We start from the raw sequence: 15,524 nt of genomic DNA, 5'->3' as shown, positions 1-15,524 counted from the left end.
GCCAGCCTACGTGCGCTCCTGCTCCTTCGAGGACAACTTGCCGTCGCGGAAGCACAGCTTGTAGGAGAGGTCGGCGTTGTGCGACGCCCGGAACCGCGAGCACCCGTCCACGCCGAGCTGCCCGAGGCCGAACTCCTCGTACACGTCCCCTTCGGCCGTGACGCCCACCCGCAACGAGTCGAAGTACGGCGCGTTCATCTGCGTCGGGTTGAGCAACGCGAAGAGCAGCAACACGACCAGCGCGCCCGCGACCGGCAGCAGCGTCAGCAACCCGAGGCAGCCACCGCCCAGCACGCGCGGCACGGTCAGCACCTCGGCGGCGAGCGGCGGAGGCACCTCCTCGACCTCGGCGGCGGTCAGGTCCGCCTGCGCCGGTGGGTTCAGCGGCACGTCCGCCGCCACCCGGAAACCACCCTCGACCGGCGGGCCCGCGCTGAACGACCCGCCGAGCAGCCCGACGCGTTCCTCCAGTCCGATCAGGCCGCGCCGGGTGCCCTTGCCGGGAGTCGCCGGCGACGGGCCGTTCACCACCTGGATGCGGGCGCGGCCCCCCTGGACCGCGACCTGCACCCGCGTGCGGGCGGACGGCGCGTGCTTGGCGACGTTGGTCAGGGCCTCGCGGACCACCCGGTGCACCGCGCGGCGGGTGCGCTGGTCGGCACCGTGCAGGTCGTCACCGGACCAGTCGAGCGTCGCGCTGAGCCCGGAACCCTCGACCAGCGCGGCGATGTCGGAACGGGTGCCGGTGTCCTCGTCGAGCGACTCGGGCTCGGGGTTCGTCCGCAGCACGCCGAGGATCTCGCGCAGTTCGGCCATCGCGAGCGACGACGTGGTGCGGATCAGTTCGGCCTGCTCGTGCAGCTGGGGAGCCTTGCGGGCGGTCGTGAGCTCGAGTGCCCCGGCGTGGATGGAGATGAGGCTGAGCCGGTGGCCGAGCATGTCGTGCATCTCGCCGGCGATGTGCGCGCGTTCGTCGGCGCGGGCGGACGCGGCGGTCAGGGCGCGGGCGCGTTCGAGGTACTCGTTGCGTTCCTGCAGCAGCCGGACCATCGGCCTGCGGCGGCCGAGCAGCATGCCCGAGACGGCCGGGAACAGCACGAAGAACACCGAACCGACGATCGCGCCGGTCACGGCCTCCCAGAGCGGCATGCTCCGGTAGCTCTCCTGGAACTGGCTGAACGCGGTCTGCAGCAGCGTCATGATCCCGAGCACCGCCCACAACCGGCCCAGGCGCGGGAGGCGGCGGCACGCGGCGAAGACCACGAACGTCGTGATGGCCTGTGCCCACAGGTTGTTCACCGCGAAGAGCGGCGCGGTGAGCAGCAGCGCCCACTCGGGCCTGTCCGGCGCGATCCACACCAGCGCGGCGATCCACACCGCGGTCGCGACCGTCAGCGCGGGATGGGGGACCGGTGCCAGCGGGGCGATCAGCGGCACCAGGCCGACCAGGAACGCGAGCAGCGTCCAGACGTACCTCATCGGGCGAGCTCCCTCTTCGCGGTCATGAGCCCGCTGTCCCGGTCGAAGCAGACCTCGAAGTCGCGGTCGTCCGAGCCGTCGACGTGGTAGCGGTAGCACCCCGCGTGGTCTGAAGGGACGCCGAACCCGAACGTCTCGGTGACCTCCCCCTCGTTCGTGACCGACATCTGGAACTTCTCGAACTCCTCCTGGCTGATCTCGCTGCGACTGAAGACCGCGACCAGGAGCAGCACGAACGCCGTGCCGAGCGCCGGAACCAGCGAGAGCGTGGCGAGGCAGCCGCTGCCGACCACGCGCGGCATCGTCAGGACCTCGGCGGTGATCGGCGGTGGCGCCTCCACCACCGCGCTCGCGCCACCCGTCTCCTCCTGCACGACGGGGTGCGACGGCAGGTCGGCCAGCACCCGGAACCCGCCGCCCGCCGGTACACCGGCGAGGAACGACCCGCCGATCAGCTCGACGCGTTCCTCCAGGCCGATGAGTCCGCGCCGGGTACCGGCGCCCCGGGGTGCCGCGCTGGGACCGTTGACGACCTCCACCCGCACCCGGTCGGCGACGGTCACAGCCACCCGAGTCCGGGCTGATGGGGCGTGCTTGTGCACGTTCGTGAGTGCTTCACGCACGACCCGATGCACTGCCCTGCGCAGGCGTGCGTCGGCATCGGCCAGATCAGCGCCTGACCAGTCGAGGTGCACGGAAAGGCCCGCCGCGGAAGACGCCGCCACGAGTCGTTGGACGTCCGCGCGCGTGCCGGCGTCCTCGTCGTGTTCGGAGGAGGTGCCCAGCACGCCGAGGATCTCGCGCAGTTCCTCCATCGCGACCGCGGACGTCTTGCGGATCAGTTCGACCTGCTCGCGCAGCTCCGGCGCGTGCTCGGCGGCGGACTGCTCCAGCGCGTCCGCGTGCGTGGTCAGCTGCCGGAGCCGATGGCTGAGCATGTCGTGCATCTCGCTGGCGATGTGGGCGCGCGTGGCCGAACGAGCGGTGCTCGCCGTCAACGCGCGCGCGTGTTCCAAGTAGTCGTTGCGCTCCATCAGCACCTGCGTCAACGGCTTGCGCCGCCCGATCAGCGCACCGGACACAGCGGGGAAGATCAGCAGGAACACGACCGAGAACAGCGTGCCGAGCAGGTATTCGACGAGGCTGTCGTCCGCCCGCCACGAGTGCAGGCCGCCGAACGCCGCCTGCAGCACCACCGTGACGCCCACCAGCGCCCACAGCTGACCCTGCGAACGGATCGACCGCGCCGAGCGGAAGACCACCAGCGACGTCGGGGCGAGGGCGAGCAGGTTGTTGACCCCGTTGAGGGGAGCGGTGAGCACGATCGCCCACCGCGGCCAGCGAGCGCTGATCGGCACGAGTGCCGCCGCCCACACCGCGGACGCGACGACCAGCCACCAGTGCACGGGCCTGCCGAGCGGCGCGAACAGCGTCACCAACGCCAACAGGAGGGCACCTGCCGCCCACAACCCGTCGCGCACCTTCACGTTCACGCCGATCATCATCGTCGACCGCGTTCGGCGCCCCACAGCGCCAGGTGGCTCCGATCGGGTGGCCAGGTGGCCATGCTCCTGTTGAGTGAGTTTGCATGTCAGTGCATAATCATGCGTATGACAGTGAGGATCGCGGTCGCGGGCGCCAGCGGGTACGCGGGTGGCGAGCTGCTCCGCCTGCTACTCGGCCATCCGGACATCGAGATCGGCGCGCTGACGGCCAACAGCAGTGCCGGCGACAAGCTGCTCAAGCACCAGCCGCACCTCCTGCCGCTCGCAGACCGAGAACTACAAGACACCACAGTCGACACCCTCAAGGGCCACGACGTGGTGTTCCTCGCACTTCCCCACGGTCACTCAGCCGCGCTGGCCGAGCAACTCGGCGACGACACGGTCGTGATCGACTGCGGCGCCGACCACCGGCTGACCAGCGCCGACGACTGGAAGCGGTGGTACGGCGGTGAGCACGCGGGCACCTGGCCGTACGGGCTTCCCGAACTTCCCAACGGGCGGGACGCGCTCGTCGGCGCACGCCGCGTCGCCGTTCCCGGCTGCTACCCGACGGTGTCCTCACTGGCCCTGGCGCCGGCCGTCGACCTCATCGAGGACGAGGTCGTCATCGTCGCCGTGTCGGGCACCAGCGGCGCCGGCAAGTCGTTGAAGACGAACCTGCTCGGTTCCGAGGTCATGGGGTCGGCCAGCGCGTACGGCGTCGGCGGCGCCCACCGGCACACGCCCGAGATCACCCAGAACCTGAGCGCGGCGGCGGGCCGGCCGATCAAGGTCAGCTTCACGCCGGTGCTCGCGCCGATGTCCCGGGGCATTCTCGCCACCTGTTCCGCGCAGCTCAAAACAGTCACCTCACAAGATGGCGCAAACGTTCGCGAGGCCTACGAGAAGGCGTACGCGGACGAGCCGTTCGTGCACCTCCTGCCCGAAGGTCTCTGGCCGACGACGAACGCCGTTCTCGGTTCGAACGCCGTCCAGCTGCAAGTCACCGTCGACGCCGACCTGGGCCGGCTCGTGGTCGTGGCCGCCGTCGACAACCTGGCGAAGGGCACCGCGGGTGCCGCCGTCCAGTGCATGAACCTCGCTCTCGGACTGCCGGAAACGACCGGCCTCTCGACCGTTGGAGTCGCTCCGTGAACCGCAACAAGGGCGTCACCGGACCCCAGGGCTTCCGGGCCGCCGGGATCGCCGCCGGAATCAAGGAATCCGGCGCTCTCGACCTGACGCTCGTCGTGAACGACGGGCCCTCCGACGCCGCCGCGGGTGTGTTCACCACGAACAAGGTGAAGGCCGCGCCGGTGCTGTGGTCGCAGCAGGTGATCCAGTCCCGGCGGCTGACCGCGGTCGTGCTCAACTCCGGCGGCGCCAACGCGTGCACCGGTCCCGAAGGCTTCCAGGACACCCACGCCACCGCGGAGAAGGTCGCCGAGGTGCTCGGCACCGGTGCCGTCGACGTCGCGGTCTGCTCCACCGGCCTGATCGGCGAGCGCCTCCCGATGGACAAGGTCCTGACCGGCGTCGAGAACGTCGCGAAGGAGCTGGACTCCACGGTGGAGGCCGGGCTCAACGCCGCCACCGGCGTCATGACCACGGACAGCCGCCCCAAGCAGTCGTGGAAGGCCTCCGAGCAGGGCTGGTCGGTCGGCGGGTTCGTGAAGGGCGCGGGCATGCTCGCCCCGAACATGGCCACGATGCTGTCGGTCATCACGACCGACGCCAAGATCTCCGGCGACTCGCTGGACAAGGCGCTGCGCCTGGCCACGGGCCGCACGTTCGACCGGCTCGACGTCGACGGCGGCACGTCCACCAACGACACGGTGCTGGTGCTGGCCTCGGGCGCCTCGGGTGTCGAGCCCTCGTTCGAGGACTTCACCGCGTTGCTGACCGAGGTCGCGGGTGACCTGGTCAAGCAGCTCCAGGGTGACGCCGAGGGCGTGACGAAGGAAATCAGCATCACCGTCAAGCAGGCCGCCACCGAGGCCGAGGCCGTCCACATCGGACGAACCGTCGCCGAGGACAACCTGGTGAAGACGGCGCTGTTCGGCAGCGACCCGAACTGGGGCCGCATCGCGATGGCGCTCGGCCGCGCGGACGCCGAGATCGACCCGGACGTGCTGCAGATCCTGATCAACGGCGTGTCCCTGTACCGCAACGGAACCCGCGACCGCGACCGCAGCGAGGCCGACCTGTCCGGCCGCGACATCGAGATCGTCATCGACCTCAACGTCGGCGAGGCCGAAGCCACGGTGCTCACCACTGACCTGTCCCACGACTACGTCGAAGAGAACAGCGCTTACTCCTCATGAACGCACAAGAGAAGGCGGCAGTCCTCGTAGAGGCACTGCCGTGGCTGGAACGTTTCCGCGGCGCGCTCGTGGTCGTCAAGTACGGCGGCAACGCCATGGTCGACGACGAGCTGAAGAAGGCGTTCGCCGAGGACATGGTGTTCCTGCGGCTGTGCGGCCTGCGCCCGGTCGTCGTGCACGGCGGTGGCCCGCAGATCAAGTCCATGTTGGACAGGCTCGGCATCCACAGCGAGTTCCGCGGCGGCCTGCGCGTCACGACGCCGGAGGCCATGGACGTCGTGCGGATGGTCCTGGTCGGGCAGGTCGGGCGTGAGCTCGTCGGCCTGATCAACCAGCACGGTCCTTACGCCGTAGGCATCTCCGGCGAGGACGCGCACCTGTTCACGGCCACGCGCCGGGGTGCGGTCGTGGACGGCGAAGAGGTCGACATCGGTCTCGTCGGCGACATCACCGAGGTCAACCCGGACGCGGTGCTCGACATCGTGCGCGCGGGCCGCATCCCGGTCGTGTCGTCGGTCGCGCCGGACATCCACGGCGTGCCGCACAACGTGAACGCGGACACGGCAGCAGGCGCTCTCGCGGTCGCTCTCGGCGCCGAGAAGCTGGTCGTGCTGACCGATGTCGAAGGTCTGTACGCGAACTGGCCCGACAGGTCGTCGCTGCTGAACCAGATCCGGGCCTCCGAGCTGGAGAAGATCCTGCCGGACCTGGAAAGCGGCATGGTGCCGAAGATGGAGGCCTGCCTGCGCGCGGTGCGCGGCGGTGTTCCGCAGGCGCACGTGATCGACGGCAGGCTGGCCCACAGCGTTCTGCTCGAAGTCTTCACCACTGAGGGTGTGGGCACGATGGTCTTGGGCGACACCCGATGACCCGCGAGTTCGCGTCGGACGGCCGACTTCCCGGCGAACTCGCCGCCGCCTGCGGAGCAGCGGCCAACGAACACAGTTTGGGGGACAAGTGACCACGCGGTGGCAACAGTCCATGATGGACAACTACGGCACACCTCAGCTGGTTCTGGAGCGAGGTGAGGGCGCACACGTCTGGGACGCGGACGGGAACCGTTACGTCGACCTGCTGACCGGCCTCGCCGTCAACGCCCTCGGCCACGCGCACCCGGCGATCGTCGAGGCGGTGTCCACGCAGATCGCGAAGCTCGGCCACACCGGCAACCTGTACGTCAACGAGCCCGCGCTGAAGCTCGCCGAACGCCTGCTGGACCTCGCGGGCGAACCCGGCAAGGTCTTCTTCTGCAACTCCGGCGCCGAGGCCAACGAGGCGGCGCTCAAGATGGCCCGCCTCACCGGCCGCACCAAGATCGTCTCCACGATCGGCGGGTTCCACGGCCGCACGATGGGCGCGCTGACGCTCACCGGCCAGGAGCCCAAGCGCGCGCCGTTCGCACCCCTCGTGCCCGGTGTCTCGCACATCCCGTTCGGTGACGTGGCAGCACTTGAGGCCGCGATCGACGACGACACCGCGGCGTTCATCGTCGAGCCGATCCAGGGCGAGCAGGGCGTCATGGTGCCGCCCGCCGGCTACCTGCAGGAGGCCCGCCGGATCACCGCCGAGCACGGCGCGCTGTTCATCCTCGACGAGGTGCAGACCGGCATCGGCCGCACCGGCACGTGGTTCGCGTTCCAGCAGGCCGGGATCGTGCCGGACGTCATGACGCTCGCCAAGGGCATCGGCGGCGGCCTGCCGCTGGGAGCCACGATCGGCTTCGGCGCGGCGGCGGAGCTGTTCAAGCCGGGTCACCACGGCACGACGTACGGCGGCAACCCGGTGTGCTGCGCAGCCGGGCTCGCGGTGCTCGACACGATCGCCTCGGAAGGCCTGCTGGAGCACGCCTCGTCCGTGGGCAAGGAGATCGCCGCGGGGGTGGAGGCGTTGCACCACCCCGCGATCTCCGGTGTTCGGGGAGCCGGCCTGCTGCTCGGCATCACGCTGCGCGAGGCGGTCTCGGCGAAGGCCGCGGCGGCCGCGCAGAAGGCCGGTTACCTGATCAACCCGATCCAGCCCGACGTGCTGCGGCTCGCCCCGCCGCTCGTGCTGGAGGAGTCCGACGCGCAGGCCTTCGTCGCCGCGCTCCCCACGTTCTTCGAGGAGACGCCGTGAGCCCGAGACACTTCCTGCGCGACGACGACCTGTCCACCGCGGAGCAGGCCGCCGTCCTCGACCTGGCGGACACCTACAAGGCGGACCGGTTCACCGCGAAGCCGCTGGCAGGTCCCAAGTCCGTCGCCGTGATCTTCGAGAAGAACTCCACGCGCACCCGGCTGTCGTTCGAGGTCGGCATCGCGCAGCTCGGCGGCAACCCGGTGATCATCGACGGCCGGTCGATGCAGCTGGGCCGCGAGGAGACGATCGAGGACACCTCGCGGATCCTGTCCGGGTACGTGGACGCCGTGGTGTGGCGGACGTTCGCCCAGGCCCGCATGGAGGCGATGGCCTCCGTGTCGCGCATTCCCGTGGTGAACGCGCTGACCGACGAGTTCCACCCGTGCCAGGTGCTCGCGGACCTGCAGACGATCCGCCGCCGTTACGGCAGGCTGGCCGGTCTGACGCTGACGTACCTGGGCGACGGCGCCAACAACATGGCGCATTCGCTGCTGCTCGGTGGTGCCACGGCCGGTATGCACGTCCGGATCGGCGCGCCCGCCGGCTTCGTGCCGAACCCGCAGTTCTTGGAGGACGCCAAGAAGCGGGCCGCCGAGACCGGTGGCTCGGTGGCGTTGATCAGCGACCCGCGCGAGTCGGTCGACGGGTCGGACGTGCTGGTCACCGACACCTGGACGTCGATGGGGCAGGAGAACGACGGCAAGGACCGCGTCGGCCCGTTCCGCCCGTACCAGGTGAACGCCTCGTTGCTGGAGGCGACGGGCAAGCCCGACTCGACGGTGCTGCACTGCCTGCCCGCGCACCGCGGCTGGGAGATCACCGACGAGGTGCTCGACGGCCCGCAGTCGCTGGTCTGGCAGGAGGCGGAGAACCGGCTGCACGCGCAGAAGGCGTTGCTCGTGTGGTTGCTGGAGCAGTCGTCATGACCCGCACCGCCCGCCAGGGCCGCATCGTCGAGGTGGTGTCGCAGCGTGCCGTGCGCAGCCAGTCCGAGCTCGCGAAACTGCTCGCGGCGGAAGGCATCGACGTCACGCAGGCCACGTTGTCGCGCGACCTCGACGAGCTCGGCGCGGTCAAGCTGCGCGGCCCTGACGGCGGTGCGCCGGTCTACGTGATCCCGGAGGACGGCAGTCCCGTGCGCGGTGTCCAGGGCGGCACGACGCGCCTGGTCCGCGTGCTGGGCGAGCTGCTGGTGTCGACGGACTACTCCGGCAACCTCGCGGTGCTGCGGACTCCGCCCGGTGCCGCGCAGTTCCTGGCCTCCGCGCTGGACCGCGCGGCGTTGCACGAGGTCGTCGGCACCATCGCGGGTGACGACACGATCCTGGTCGTGGCCCGCGAGCCGATGACCGGATCCGAGCTCGCCGACCGGATCACCGCGCTGGCCTCGGGTTCCGTCGATGAATGAGCCCGTGCACGCCGTTCTGACGTTCGACGCGGGTGTCCCGGTGGCGGTGGACGGCGAGACCGTCTCCGTCGCCGAGGCCGTCCGCGAGCTCAACTTCCGCGCCGGCGTCGTCAGGTCCAGCCTGGGCTCGGTCGCCGTGCGGGTCGCGCGGATGGCTTTGCCGTCGGGTTCCGGCGAGGTCGACGTCGCGCTGTACCAGGGGCGCGTCGTCGGGCTGGTGGCCCGTTCGGAAGAATCGCTCTACGACTTCGCTAGCTGAGAGTTGCGTGCAATGAGTTCTTTGTGGGGTGGCCGGTTCGAGTCGGGACCGGCCGAGGCGATGGCGCGGCTGTCGCTGTCGACGCATTTCGACTGGCGGCTCGCGCCGTACGACATCGCGGGCTCGCGCGCGCACGCCCGTGTGCTGCACGCCGCGGGTCTGCTGTCGGACGAGGAGCTCTCCGGCATGCAGAAGGCGTTGGACGAGCTGCTCGCCGACGTCGAGTCCGGCGCGTTCACCCCGGTGCTGGAGGACGAGGACGTCCACACGGCGCTGGAGCGGGGCCTGATCGACCGCGCCGGCACCGAGCTCGGCGGCAAGCTGCGCGCCGGCCGTTCCCGCAACGACCAGGTCGCCACGCTGTTCCGCATGTGGCTGCGCGACGCCGCCCGCCGCGTCGCCGCCGGTGTGCTGGACGTCGTCGACGCCCTGGCCGCGCAGTCCGAGACGCACTTCGGTGCCGTCATGCCGGGCCGCACGCACCTGCAGTCCGCCCAGCCCGTGCTGCTCTCGCACCACCTGCTGGCGCACGCCCACGCGTTGCTGCGCGACGTCGACCGCCTGCACGACTGGGACAAGCGCGCCGGGTTCTCCCCGTACGGCTCGGGCGCGCTGGCCGGTTCCTCGCTGGGCCTGGACCCCGCCAAGGTGGCCGCCGACCTGGGCTTCTACGCCCCGGTCGAGAACTCGATCGACGGCACCGCCTCCCGCGACTTCGCCGCCGAGATCGCCTTCGTGCTGGCCATGATCAGCGTGAACCTCTCCCGCGTGGCCGAGGAGATCATCATCTGGACCACCGCCGAGTTCCGCTTCGCGGTGCTCGACGACGCCTGGTCCACCGGCAGCTCGATCATGCCGCAGAAGAAGAACCCGGACGTGGCCGAACTCGCGCGCGGCAAGTCGGGCCGCCTGATCGGCAACCTGGCGGGCCTCCTGGCCACCCTGAAGGCCCAGCCCCTGGCCTACAACCGCGACCTGCAGGAGGACAAGGAGCCCCTGTTCGACTCGGTCGAGCAGCTCGAACTGCTGCTCCCGGCCTTCGCGGGCATGGTGGCGACGTTGAAGTTCGACGTCGACCGCATGGCGTCCTTGGCTCCGGCCGGCTTCACACTGGCCACGGACATCGCGGAATGGCTTGTGCGCCAAGGCGTCCCGTTCCGCGTGGCCCACGAGGCAGCCGGCGCGTGCGTCCGCGCGGCCGAGACCCGCGGCGTCGGCCTGGAGGACCTGACCGACGACGAGTTCCGCGCCATCTCACCCGCCCTGACCCCCGAGGTCCGCTCGGTTCTCACCGTCGAGGGCTCGATCGCGTCGCGCGACGCCCACGGCGGCACGGCACCCGCACGCGTCCGCGAACAGCTCGACGCACTCGTGGCGAAGGCTGCTTCCGCACGTGAGTTCTAGGCTCCTGACCAGGGAGGAGCTGGCCATCGACCCGGTCGATGCGTCCCGGCTCCTCCTCGGTTCCCATCTCGAAGCCAGCGGCGTGCGCGTGCGCATCGTCGAGGTGGAGGCGTACCGGGGAGGCGACGACCCGGCGTCCCACTGCTACCGCGGCAAGACCCCTCGCAACGAGGTGATGTTCGGCCCGGCCGGCTTCCTGTACGTCTACTTCGTCTACGGGATGCACTTCTGCGCGAACGTCGTGACCCTGACCGACGGCGTACCGGGCGCGGTGTTGTTGCGCGCGGCCGAGGTCGTTTCGGGCGAGGACATCGCCTTCTCTCGCCGCCCTGCTTCGCGTTCCGCGGCCGAACTGGGCAAAGGGCCCGCACGGTTGTGCAAGGTCCTCGGGCTGGACCGTTCTCAGAACGGTGTCGACCTGACCTCTGCCGACTCGCCCGTGCGGTTGTACGCGGGTGAACCGGCGACGACGGTGCACGCGGGTCCGCGCGTTGGTGTTGCCGTGGCGATGGACGTGCCTTGGCGGTTCTGGATCGACTCACCGGCCGTGTCGACGTACAAGAGAGGCGGCAAGCGCCGCTCGTCAGCGTGAGAGCTTGTCCAGCGCCGCTTTGAACTCCCGCTCCAACGACGGCTCCACCTCGAACACCAGCGGCACCGTCATGTCGATCCGCTCCCCGGCGGTCAACCGTTCGACCAGCGTGTCCGCCACCTCGCGCAGATCCCGCGCCACCGCGTGCATCGCCTCGAGCTGCCGGTCCGCGAACCGCGCCTGCACCCGAGCGGCGGCACGGGCGGGCTCGTGCGCGTAGCTGGTCCCGTGGATTCCCCGCGCCCAGTCGAGGATCTCGTCGAACGTGCGCACGAACAGCTCGCCGAGGTGCACGATCCGGTCCGCGTCGCCCGCCTCGCCGGACCTGCCGAACGCGGCCTCCTGGGTGCCGGCGGTGAAGACGGACTCCACGGCGACCTTGATGATCTCGCCCAGCAGCACGTTGCGGTCGCGGATCAGGTCGATGCCGTTGCCGTGCTCGACGATGCCGTTGCGCGGCGAGTAGCGGAGGAAGTGCTCGCGGTACTTCTGCTGGAGATCGGCAAGGCCTTGCGCCACAACGGTTGCGTAGAGGAGGTATTCCCAGCCCCGTGGCTTCTCCCTGACCAGCGCGGCCACCGACTTGGGGGTGATCGGGGTCGAAGCCGTGAATGACGCACGGTGTTGTGCGAGCTTCTGCGCCACGGCGTCCGCGATCACGTTCGGACTGTGCCTGCGCATGTCCAGGAACCCGGTGCTGGACAGGAGACCTGGCACCTCGGTGTCGTCGAGCTTGATCGGCAGCACGTAGTCGTTCTGCTGCTCCAACGCCCTCGCCTGCGCGGTCTTGCGTTCGAGCCGTGCCCACTTATGCGAGACGTAGTGCTGCGAAGCGAACATCAGCACGTAGCGCACCTTGTGCGTCAGCGTCTCCGCGATGTGCTCGACCAGGTCGAGACCCCACCGAGCGACGACCTGGTCCTCGTCGTAGTAGACCCTGACGCCGAGCTCCTCCAAGCGCCGGACGACCGGCTCGACCTGGGCGCGGTCCTGCTCGGCGAACGAAGGGGCGACGTCGAACTCGTACTCGGCCACCGGGCTAAGGTACGGGCCCGTTCGACGTCCTGGGGGGACACCGTGGAGAAGCTGCTGGCCGGAGTGGCCGCGGAACTCGTCGCCAAAGCCAAGCCGGGGTGGGACTACCTGACGCTGCGCGCCACGTGCGACAGCGGGTACACGAACCACAGGGTCACGTCCGGGCCGTCAGACGATCACGCGCGCGTGCGCCATCTCAAGTCGTTGGTCGCGCTCGGCGGTGATGGCAACGTGGTCGTCGAGATGCGAGTGGAGCCGGACGGTGCGTTCACCGCTCTGCTCACCGACGGCCTCCACCAGCTCACCGGTCACCTGCCGCCGACCTACACCGTCGTGTTCGAACCGCGGCCGCGTCACGTGATCCCGCCGTACGAGCGGACCGAAGTGACGTCGACCGGCCCGTTGGCGGCCGTCGAAGCCGAGCTCGGCGTGCCGTTGCCGGCCGAGGTGCACGAGCTGTACCGCAGCGGTGTCACCGAGTTCGGAGACCACATCCTGTTGCCCGCCGACGAGATCCTGTCCGTCCGGCGTGAGCTGCTCGACTTCGAGGGGCGGCTCACGCGCAACCCGCACGACTGGGCGGAACTCGTCCCGTACGCCGGGCCCAGGGACGCGGTGCGACTCGTCGGCCGGCACCCGCTGTGGGTGCCGATCGTGCGGTATCCGTCCGGCGCCACCCTGTGCGTCGACCTGGCCCCCGGCCCGCGTGGTCGCGTCGGCCAGCTGATCGAGCCTGCCCTGACCTGCTGTCCACTGCAGTTTCTCGCCGAGTCCGTGACGGAGTGGCACCGTTCGCCCGAACGCCATGACCAGCCTGAGGAGGAACTCGGTCTGCACGAGCTGGGCGACGCGGACCTGACCTCACTCGCGAGCCTGGAAGACCTGCGGAGCCTGCATCTCAGCGGAGGGCGTCTGCGGATCGACGGCCTGGCCCATCTGCCGCTGGAACACCTCGAAATCACCGCGACAGACGTCACCGTGCCCGCGTTCCAGCGGCTGACCCGCCTCAAGGTCGATGGTGCGCGCGTCGAACTGCCCGAGTTGCCGATGCTGCGCGTCCTCGACGTGTCCCGCGCGGACGTCGACGTCGAGTCGTTGCCGCAGGTCGATCACCTGACGCTGAACGCCGAGCAGTGGCGGCGGTGCACCGTGCGCCCCGCCGCCGCCACACTCGTCGGCGAACGCTCGCTCGCCAAGGCTCTCGACTGGGCCGGGAGCCTTGGCGTGGAGTTGCCGCGCCGCGTCGTCAGCGGACGGCCGTAGTCCTGCGGTACCAGGCGCGGCGATGTCCGACCGGCAACGCGACGCGGGTGATCAGCGTGGTCAGCAGACCGCCGATGATCAGCCACAGCAGCGCGGCCAGGCCCTCGTTGAGCAGGGTCGCCACGGACGCGTTCTCCGGCGTGAAGAGACCGTCCAGGCCGAGGGTGATGCCGTCAGCCCACCCCGCGACGAACTGGAAGAACCCGTTGCTGACGTTCGCACCGGCGATCACCAGGAAGATGTGCACCAACAGCACGATGGCGAACGTCCAGCACACGATGTCAATGACCGCACAGACGGTTCGCACCGTCCGTACCCGGCGGTATTCGTCGTCGCGCTCGACGACGTGCTCCTCGACCACCGGTTCGTTCACGCGCGGCATGCGCTCGGTAGGCCGGCGTAACTCCGAATCACGTGGGTCCGTCATGGCCTCCGCATACCCGTCCGCCTACCAGGTCGAAACCCGTTGGACCAGGTAGGCGACAATGACAGCCGTGAGCGAGCACATCCTTGACGAACTGTCCTGGCGCGGCCTGATCGCGACGTCCACCGACCTCGACGCACTCCGGAAGGACCTGGACGCCGGCCCGCTCACGCTCTATTGCGGTTTCGACCCGACGGCGCCGTCTCTGCACGCGGGCAACATGGTCCCGCTGCTCATGCTCAGGCGCTTCCAGCGGGCGGGGCACCGGCCGATCGTGATGGCGGGTGGCGCCACGGGCATGATCGGCGACCCGCGCGACACCGGTGAGCGCACGCTGAACTCGCTGGACACCGTCGCCGAGTGGGCCGATCGCATCCGCGGTCAGCTGGAGCGGTTCGTGGACTTCGACGACTCGCCCACGGGCGCGATCGTCGAGAACAACCTCAACTGGACCGGCCAGGTCAGCGCGCTGGAGTTCCTGCGCGACGTCGGCAAGCACTTCTCGATCAACGTCATGCTGTCCAGGGAGACCGTGAAGCGGCGTCTCGAGGGCGACGGCATGTCGTACACCGAGTTCAGCTACCTGCTGCTGCAGTCGAACGACTACCTGGAGCTGCACCGCAAGTACGGCACCGCGCTGCAGGTCGGCGGCTCGGACCAGTGGGGCAACATCGTCGGCGGTGTCGACCTCATCCGCCGGGTCGAGGGCAAGCACGTGCACGCCCTGACCGCGCCGCTGGTCACCGATGCCGAGGGCCGCAAGTTCGGCAAGTCCACCGGTGGCGGCAGCGTGTGGCTCGACCCGGAGCTGACGTCGCCGTTCGCCTGGTACCAGTACTTCGTGAACGTCGACGACGTCACGGTGCTGAACTACCTCCGCCTGTTCACCTTCCTCACGCGTGAGGAACTCGACGAGCTGGAGAAGCAGACCGCGGAGGCGCCGCACCAGCGGGCCGCGCAGAAGCGTCTCGCGCAGGAGTTCACCGACCTGGTGCACGGGGAGCGCGCGACGCAGCAGGTCATCCTCGCGTCGTCGGCGCTGTTCGGCCGGGGCGAGCTGCGTGACCTCGACGCGTCCGTGCTGGAGGCGGCGCTGGCCGAGGCGCCCAAGGGCCGCGTGCGGCTGGCGGACGAACCCACGATCGTCGACCTGCTGATCGCGTCGGGCCTGGCCGAGAGCCGGGGTGCCGCGCGGCGGACGGTCAACGAGGGCGGTGCCTACGTGAACAACGCGAAGGTGACCGACGAGGAGTGGAAGCCGGCGCCGTCGGACCTGCTCCACGGCAAGTGGCTGGTGCTCCGCCGCGGCAAGCGGAACAACGCGGGCGTCGAGGCAGAGCTCTGACCTGCACGTTCTGGTCGTAGAAGGCCGCTGGTCCCACTCGGGACCGGCGGCCTTCGATGTTTCTGACTGTGATCGCGGTCACAGTGTGCGGGGATCGAGCCTGGGATAGCTTGTTCATGGGTCCTGTACGGGGCTGCTGACCTGCGGTTTCTAACTGCGGGCGGCCGTGGTGCCCCCGATTTGACCCTGCGTTGGCGTGCGTGTAACTTTCTCCATGTCAGCGAGGAACGGGCCGGGAACACCGGAACGGAGCGCGACACAGATCACGAACCAAGCTTCCACAGACTGTGGTAGAGTGGGTGATCTAGAAACGACGAAGACCCAGCCGGTAGCTCGTCTGAGCTCAGAGGCCAAGGGCGTCGGAAGTTTCAACCACAAAGCTTAAGTAC

At 69.6% G+C, this 15,524-nt stretch carries 15 protein-coding genes; 11 read left to right on the top strand and 4 right to left on the bottom strand.

Annotated features, from left to right (window positions below; translation table 11 throughout):
- Nucleotides 1-6: 6 nt before the first annotated feature.
- Nucleotides 7-1,479, bottom strand: a complete 1,473-nt coding sequence (locus tag SK571_RS00075) for a sensor histidine kinase (protein ID WP_319981956.1) — start codon at nucleotides 1,477-1,479, stop codon at nucleotides 7-9.
- Complete coding sequence (locus tag SK571_RS00070; protein WP_319981955.1) at nucleotides 1,476-2,972, bottom strand: sensor histidine kinase; 1,497 nt, start codon at nucleotides 2,970-2,972, stop codon at nucleotides 1,476-1,478. The genes SK571_RS00075 and SK571_RS00070 overlap by 4 nt, the downstream gene beginning before the upstream one ends.
- A gap of 117 nt (nucleotides 2,973-3,089) precedes the next feature.
- Here SK571_RS00070 and argC point away from each other — a divergent pair, with 117 nt between their 5' ends.
- From argC to SK571_RS00025, 9 genes are all read left to right on the top strand, one after another.
- The gene (gene argC, locus SK571_RS00065) at nucleotides 3,090-4,118 is read left to right on the top strand and encodes an N-acetyl-gamma-glutamyl-phosphate reductase (protein WP_319981954.1); all 1,029 of its coding nucleotides are present in this window, start codon (nucleotides 3,090-3,092) and stop codon (nucleotides 4,116-4,118) included.
- Nucleotides 4,115-5,287, top strand: coding sequence for a bifunctional glutamate N-acetyltransferase/amino-acid acetyltransferase ArgJ (gene argJ, locus SK571_RS00060; RefSeq protein ID WP_319981953.1), 1,173 nt, complete (start codon nucleotides 4,115-4,117; stop codon nucleotides 5,285-5,287). Before argC ends, argJ begins: the two co-directional genes overlap by 4 nt.
- Nucleotides 5,284-6,156, top strand: coding sequence for an acetylglutamate kinase (argB, locus tag SK571_RS00055; RefSeq protein WP_319981952.1), 873 nt, complete (start codon nucleotides 5,284-5,286; stop codon nucleotides 6,154-6,156). The genes argJ and argB overlap by 4 nt, the downstream gene beginning before the upstream one ends.
- An 88-nt stretch (nucleotides 6,157-6,244) precedes the next feature.
- On the top strand, nucleotides 6,245-7,402 hold the full coding sequence (locus tag SK571_RS00050; RefSeq protein WP_406601919.1) for an acetylornithine transaminase: 1,158 nt from the start codon (nucleotides 6,245-6,247) through the stop codon (nucleotides 7,400-7,402).
- A complete protein-coding gene (gene argF / locus SK571_RS00045; protein WP_319981951.1) occupies nucleotides 7,399-8,331 on the top strand; it encodes an ornithine carbamoyltransferase in 933 nt (310 codons plus the stop codon). The genes SK571_RS00050 and argF overlap by 4 nt, the downstream gene beginning before the upstream one ends.
- Nucleotides 8,328-8,813, top strand: coding sequence for an arginine repressor (locus SK571_RS00040; RefSeq protein ID WP_319981950.1), 486 nt, complete (start codon nucleotides 8,328-8,330; stop codon nucleotides 8,811-8,813). Before argF ends, SK571_RS00040 begins: the two co-directional genes overlap by 4 nt.
- Nucleotides 8,806-9,072: an argininosuccinate synthase gene (locus SK571_RS46290; protein ID WP_402904957.1), complete on the top strand. Its 267-nt coding sequence runs from the start codon at nucleotides 8,806-8,808 to the stop codon at nucleotides 9,070-9,072. Before SK571_RS00040 ends, SK571_RS46290 begins: the two co-directional genes overlap by 8 nt.
- Before the next feature lie 12 nt (nucleotides 9,073-9,084).
- Nucleotides 9,085-10,476: an argininosuccinate lyase gene (argH, locus tag SK571_RS00030; RefSeq protein WP_266041858.1), complete on the top strand. Its 1,392-nt coding sequence runs from the start codon at nucleotides 9,085-9,087 to the stop codon at nucleotides 10,474-10,476.
- Nucleotides 10,466-11,068 (top strand): DNA-3-methyladenine glycosylase, encoded by a 603-nt coding sequence (locus SK571_RS00025; protein WP_319981949.1) that lies wholly within the window; start codon nucleotides 10,466-10,468, stop codon nucleotides 11,066-11,068. The genes argH and SK571_RS00025 overlap by 11 nt, the downstream gene beginning before the upstream one ends.
- On the opposite strand, the gene SK571_RS00020 is transcribed toward SK571_RS00025, so the two are convergent.
- The gene (locus SK571_RS00020; protein ID WP_319981948.1) at nucleotides 11,060-12,103 is read right to left on the bottom strand and encodes a toll/interleukin-1 receptor domain-containing protein; all 1,044 of its coding nucleotides are present in this window, start codon (nucleotides 12,101-12,103) and stop codon (nucleotides 11,060-11,062) included. The genes SK571_RS00025 and SK571_RS00020 overlap by 9 nt on opposite strands.
- A 42-nt stretch (nucleotides 12,104-12,145) precedes the next feature.
- On the opposite strand from SK571_RS00020, the gene SK571_RS00015 reads away from it, so the two are divergent.
- Nucleotides 12,146-13,366: an SMI1/KNR4 family protein gene (locus SK571_RS00015; RefSeq protein WP_319981947.1), complete on the top strand. Its 1,221-nt coding sequence runs from the start codon at nucleotides 12,146-12,148 to the stop codon at nucleotides 13,364-13,366.
- Here SK571_RS00015 and SK571_RS00010 read toward each other — a convergent pair.
- The gene (locus SK571_RS00010) at nucleotides 13,350-13,748 is read right to left on the bottom strand and encodes a hypothetical protein (RefSeq protein ID WP_319981946.1); all 399 of its coding nucleotides are present in this window, start codon (nucleotides 13,746-13,748) and stop codon (nucleotides 13,350-13,352) included. The two genes, SK571_RS00015 and SK571_RS00010, sit on opposite strands and share 17 nt — an antisense overlap.
- Nucleotides 13,749-13,860: 112 nt before the next feature.
- On the opposite strand from SK571_RS00010, the gene tyrS reads away from it, so the two are divergent.
- Nucleotides 13,861-15,135: a tyrosine--tRNA ligase gene (tyrS, locus tag SK571_RS00005; protein ID WP_319981945.1), complete on the top strand. Its 1,275-nt coding sequence runs from the start codon at nucleotides 13,861-13,863 to the stop codon at nucleotides 15,133-15,135.
- Nucleotides 15,136-15,524 lie beyond the last annotated feature (389 nt).

Origin of the sequence: Lentzea kristufekii, from assembly GCF_033949925.1 — a bacterium.
GTDB lineage: Bacteria > Actinomycetota > Actinomycetes > Mycobacteriales > Pseudonocardiaceae > Lentzea > Lentzea kristufekii.
This window is presented reverse-complemented; position numbering and strand designations above follow the sequence as displayed.

Excerpts from the sequence above, each read along its gene's own strand:
- SK571_RS00075 (WP_319981956.1), bottom strand. The coding sequence starts at position 1,479 with ATGAGGTACGTCTGGACGCTGCTCGCGTTCCTGGTCGGCCTGGTGCCG.
- argC (WP_319981954.1), top strand. The coding sequence starts at position 3,090 with ATGACAGTGAGGATCGCGGTCGCGGGCGCCAGCGGGTACGCGGGTGGC.
- argB (WP_319981952.1), top strand. The coding sequence starts at position 5,284 with ATGAACGCACAAGAGAAGGCGGCAGTCCTCGTAGAGGCACTGCCGTGG.
- SK571_RS00040 (WP_319981950.1), top strand. The coding sequence starts at position 8,328 with ATGACCCGCACCGCCCGCCAGGGCCGCATCGTCGAGGTGGTGTCGCAG.
- SK571_RS46290 (WP_402904957.1), top strand. The coding sequence starts at position 8,806 with ATGAATGAGCCCGTGCACGCCGTTCTGACGTTCGACGCGGGTGTCCCG.
- argH (WP_266041858.1), top strand. The coding sequence starts at position 9,085 with ATGAGTTCTTTGTGGGGTGGCCGGTTCGAGTCGGGACCGGCCGAGGCG.
- SK571_RS00010 (WP_319981946.1), bottom strand. The coding sequence starts at position 13,748 with ATGCCGCGCGTGAACGAACCGGTGGTCGAGGAGCACGTCGTCGAGCGC.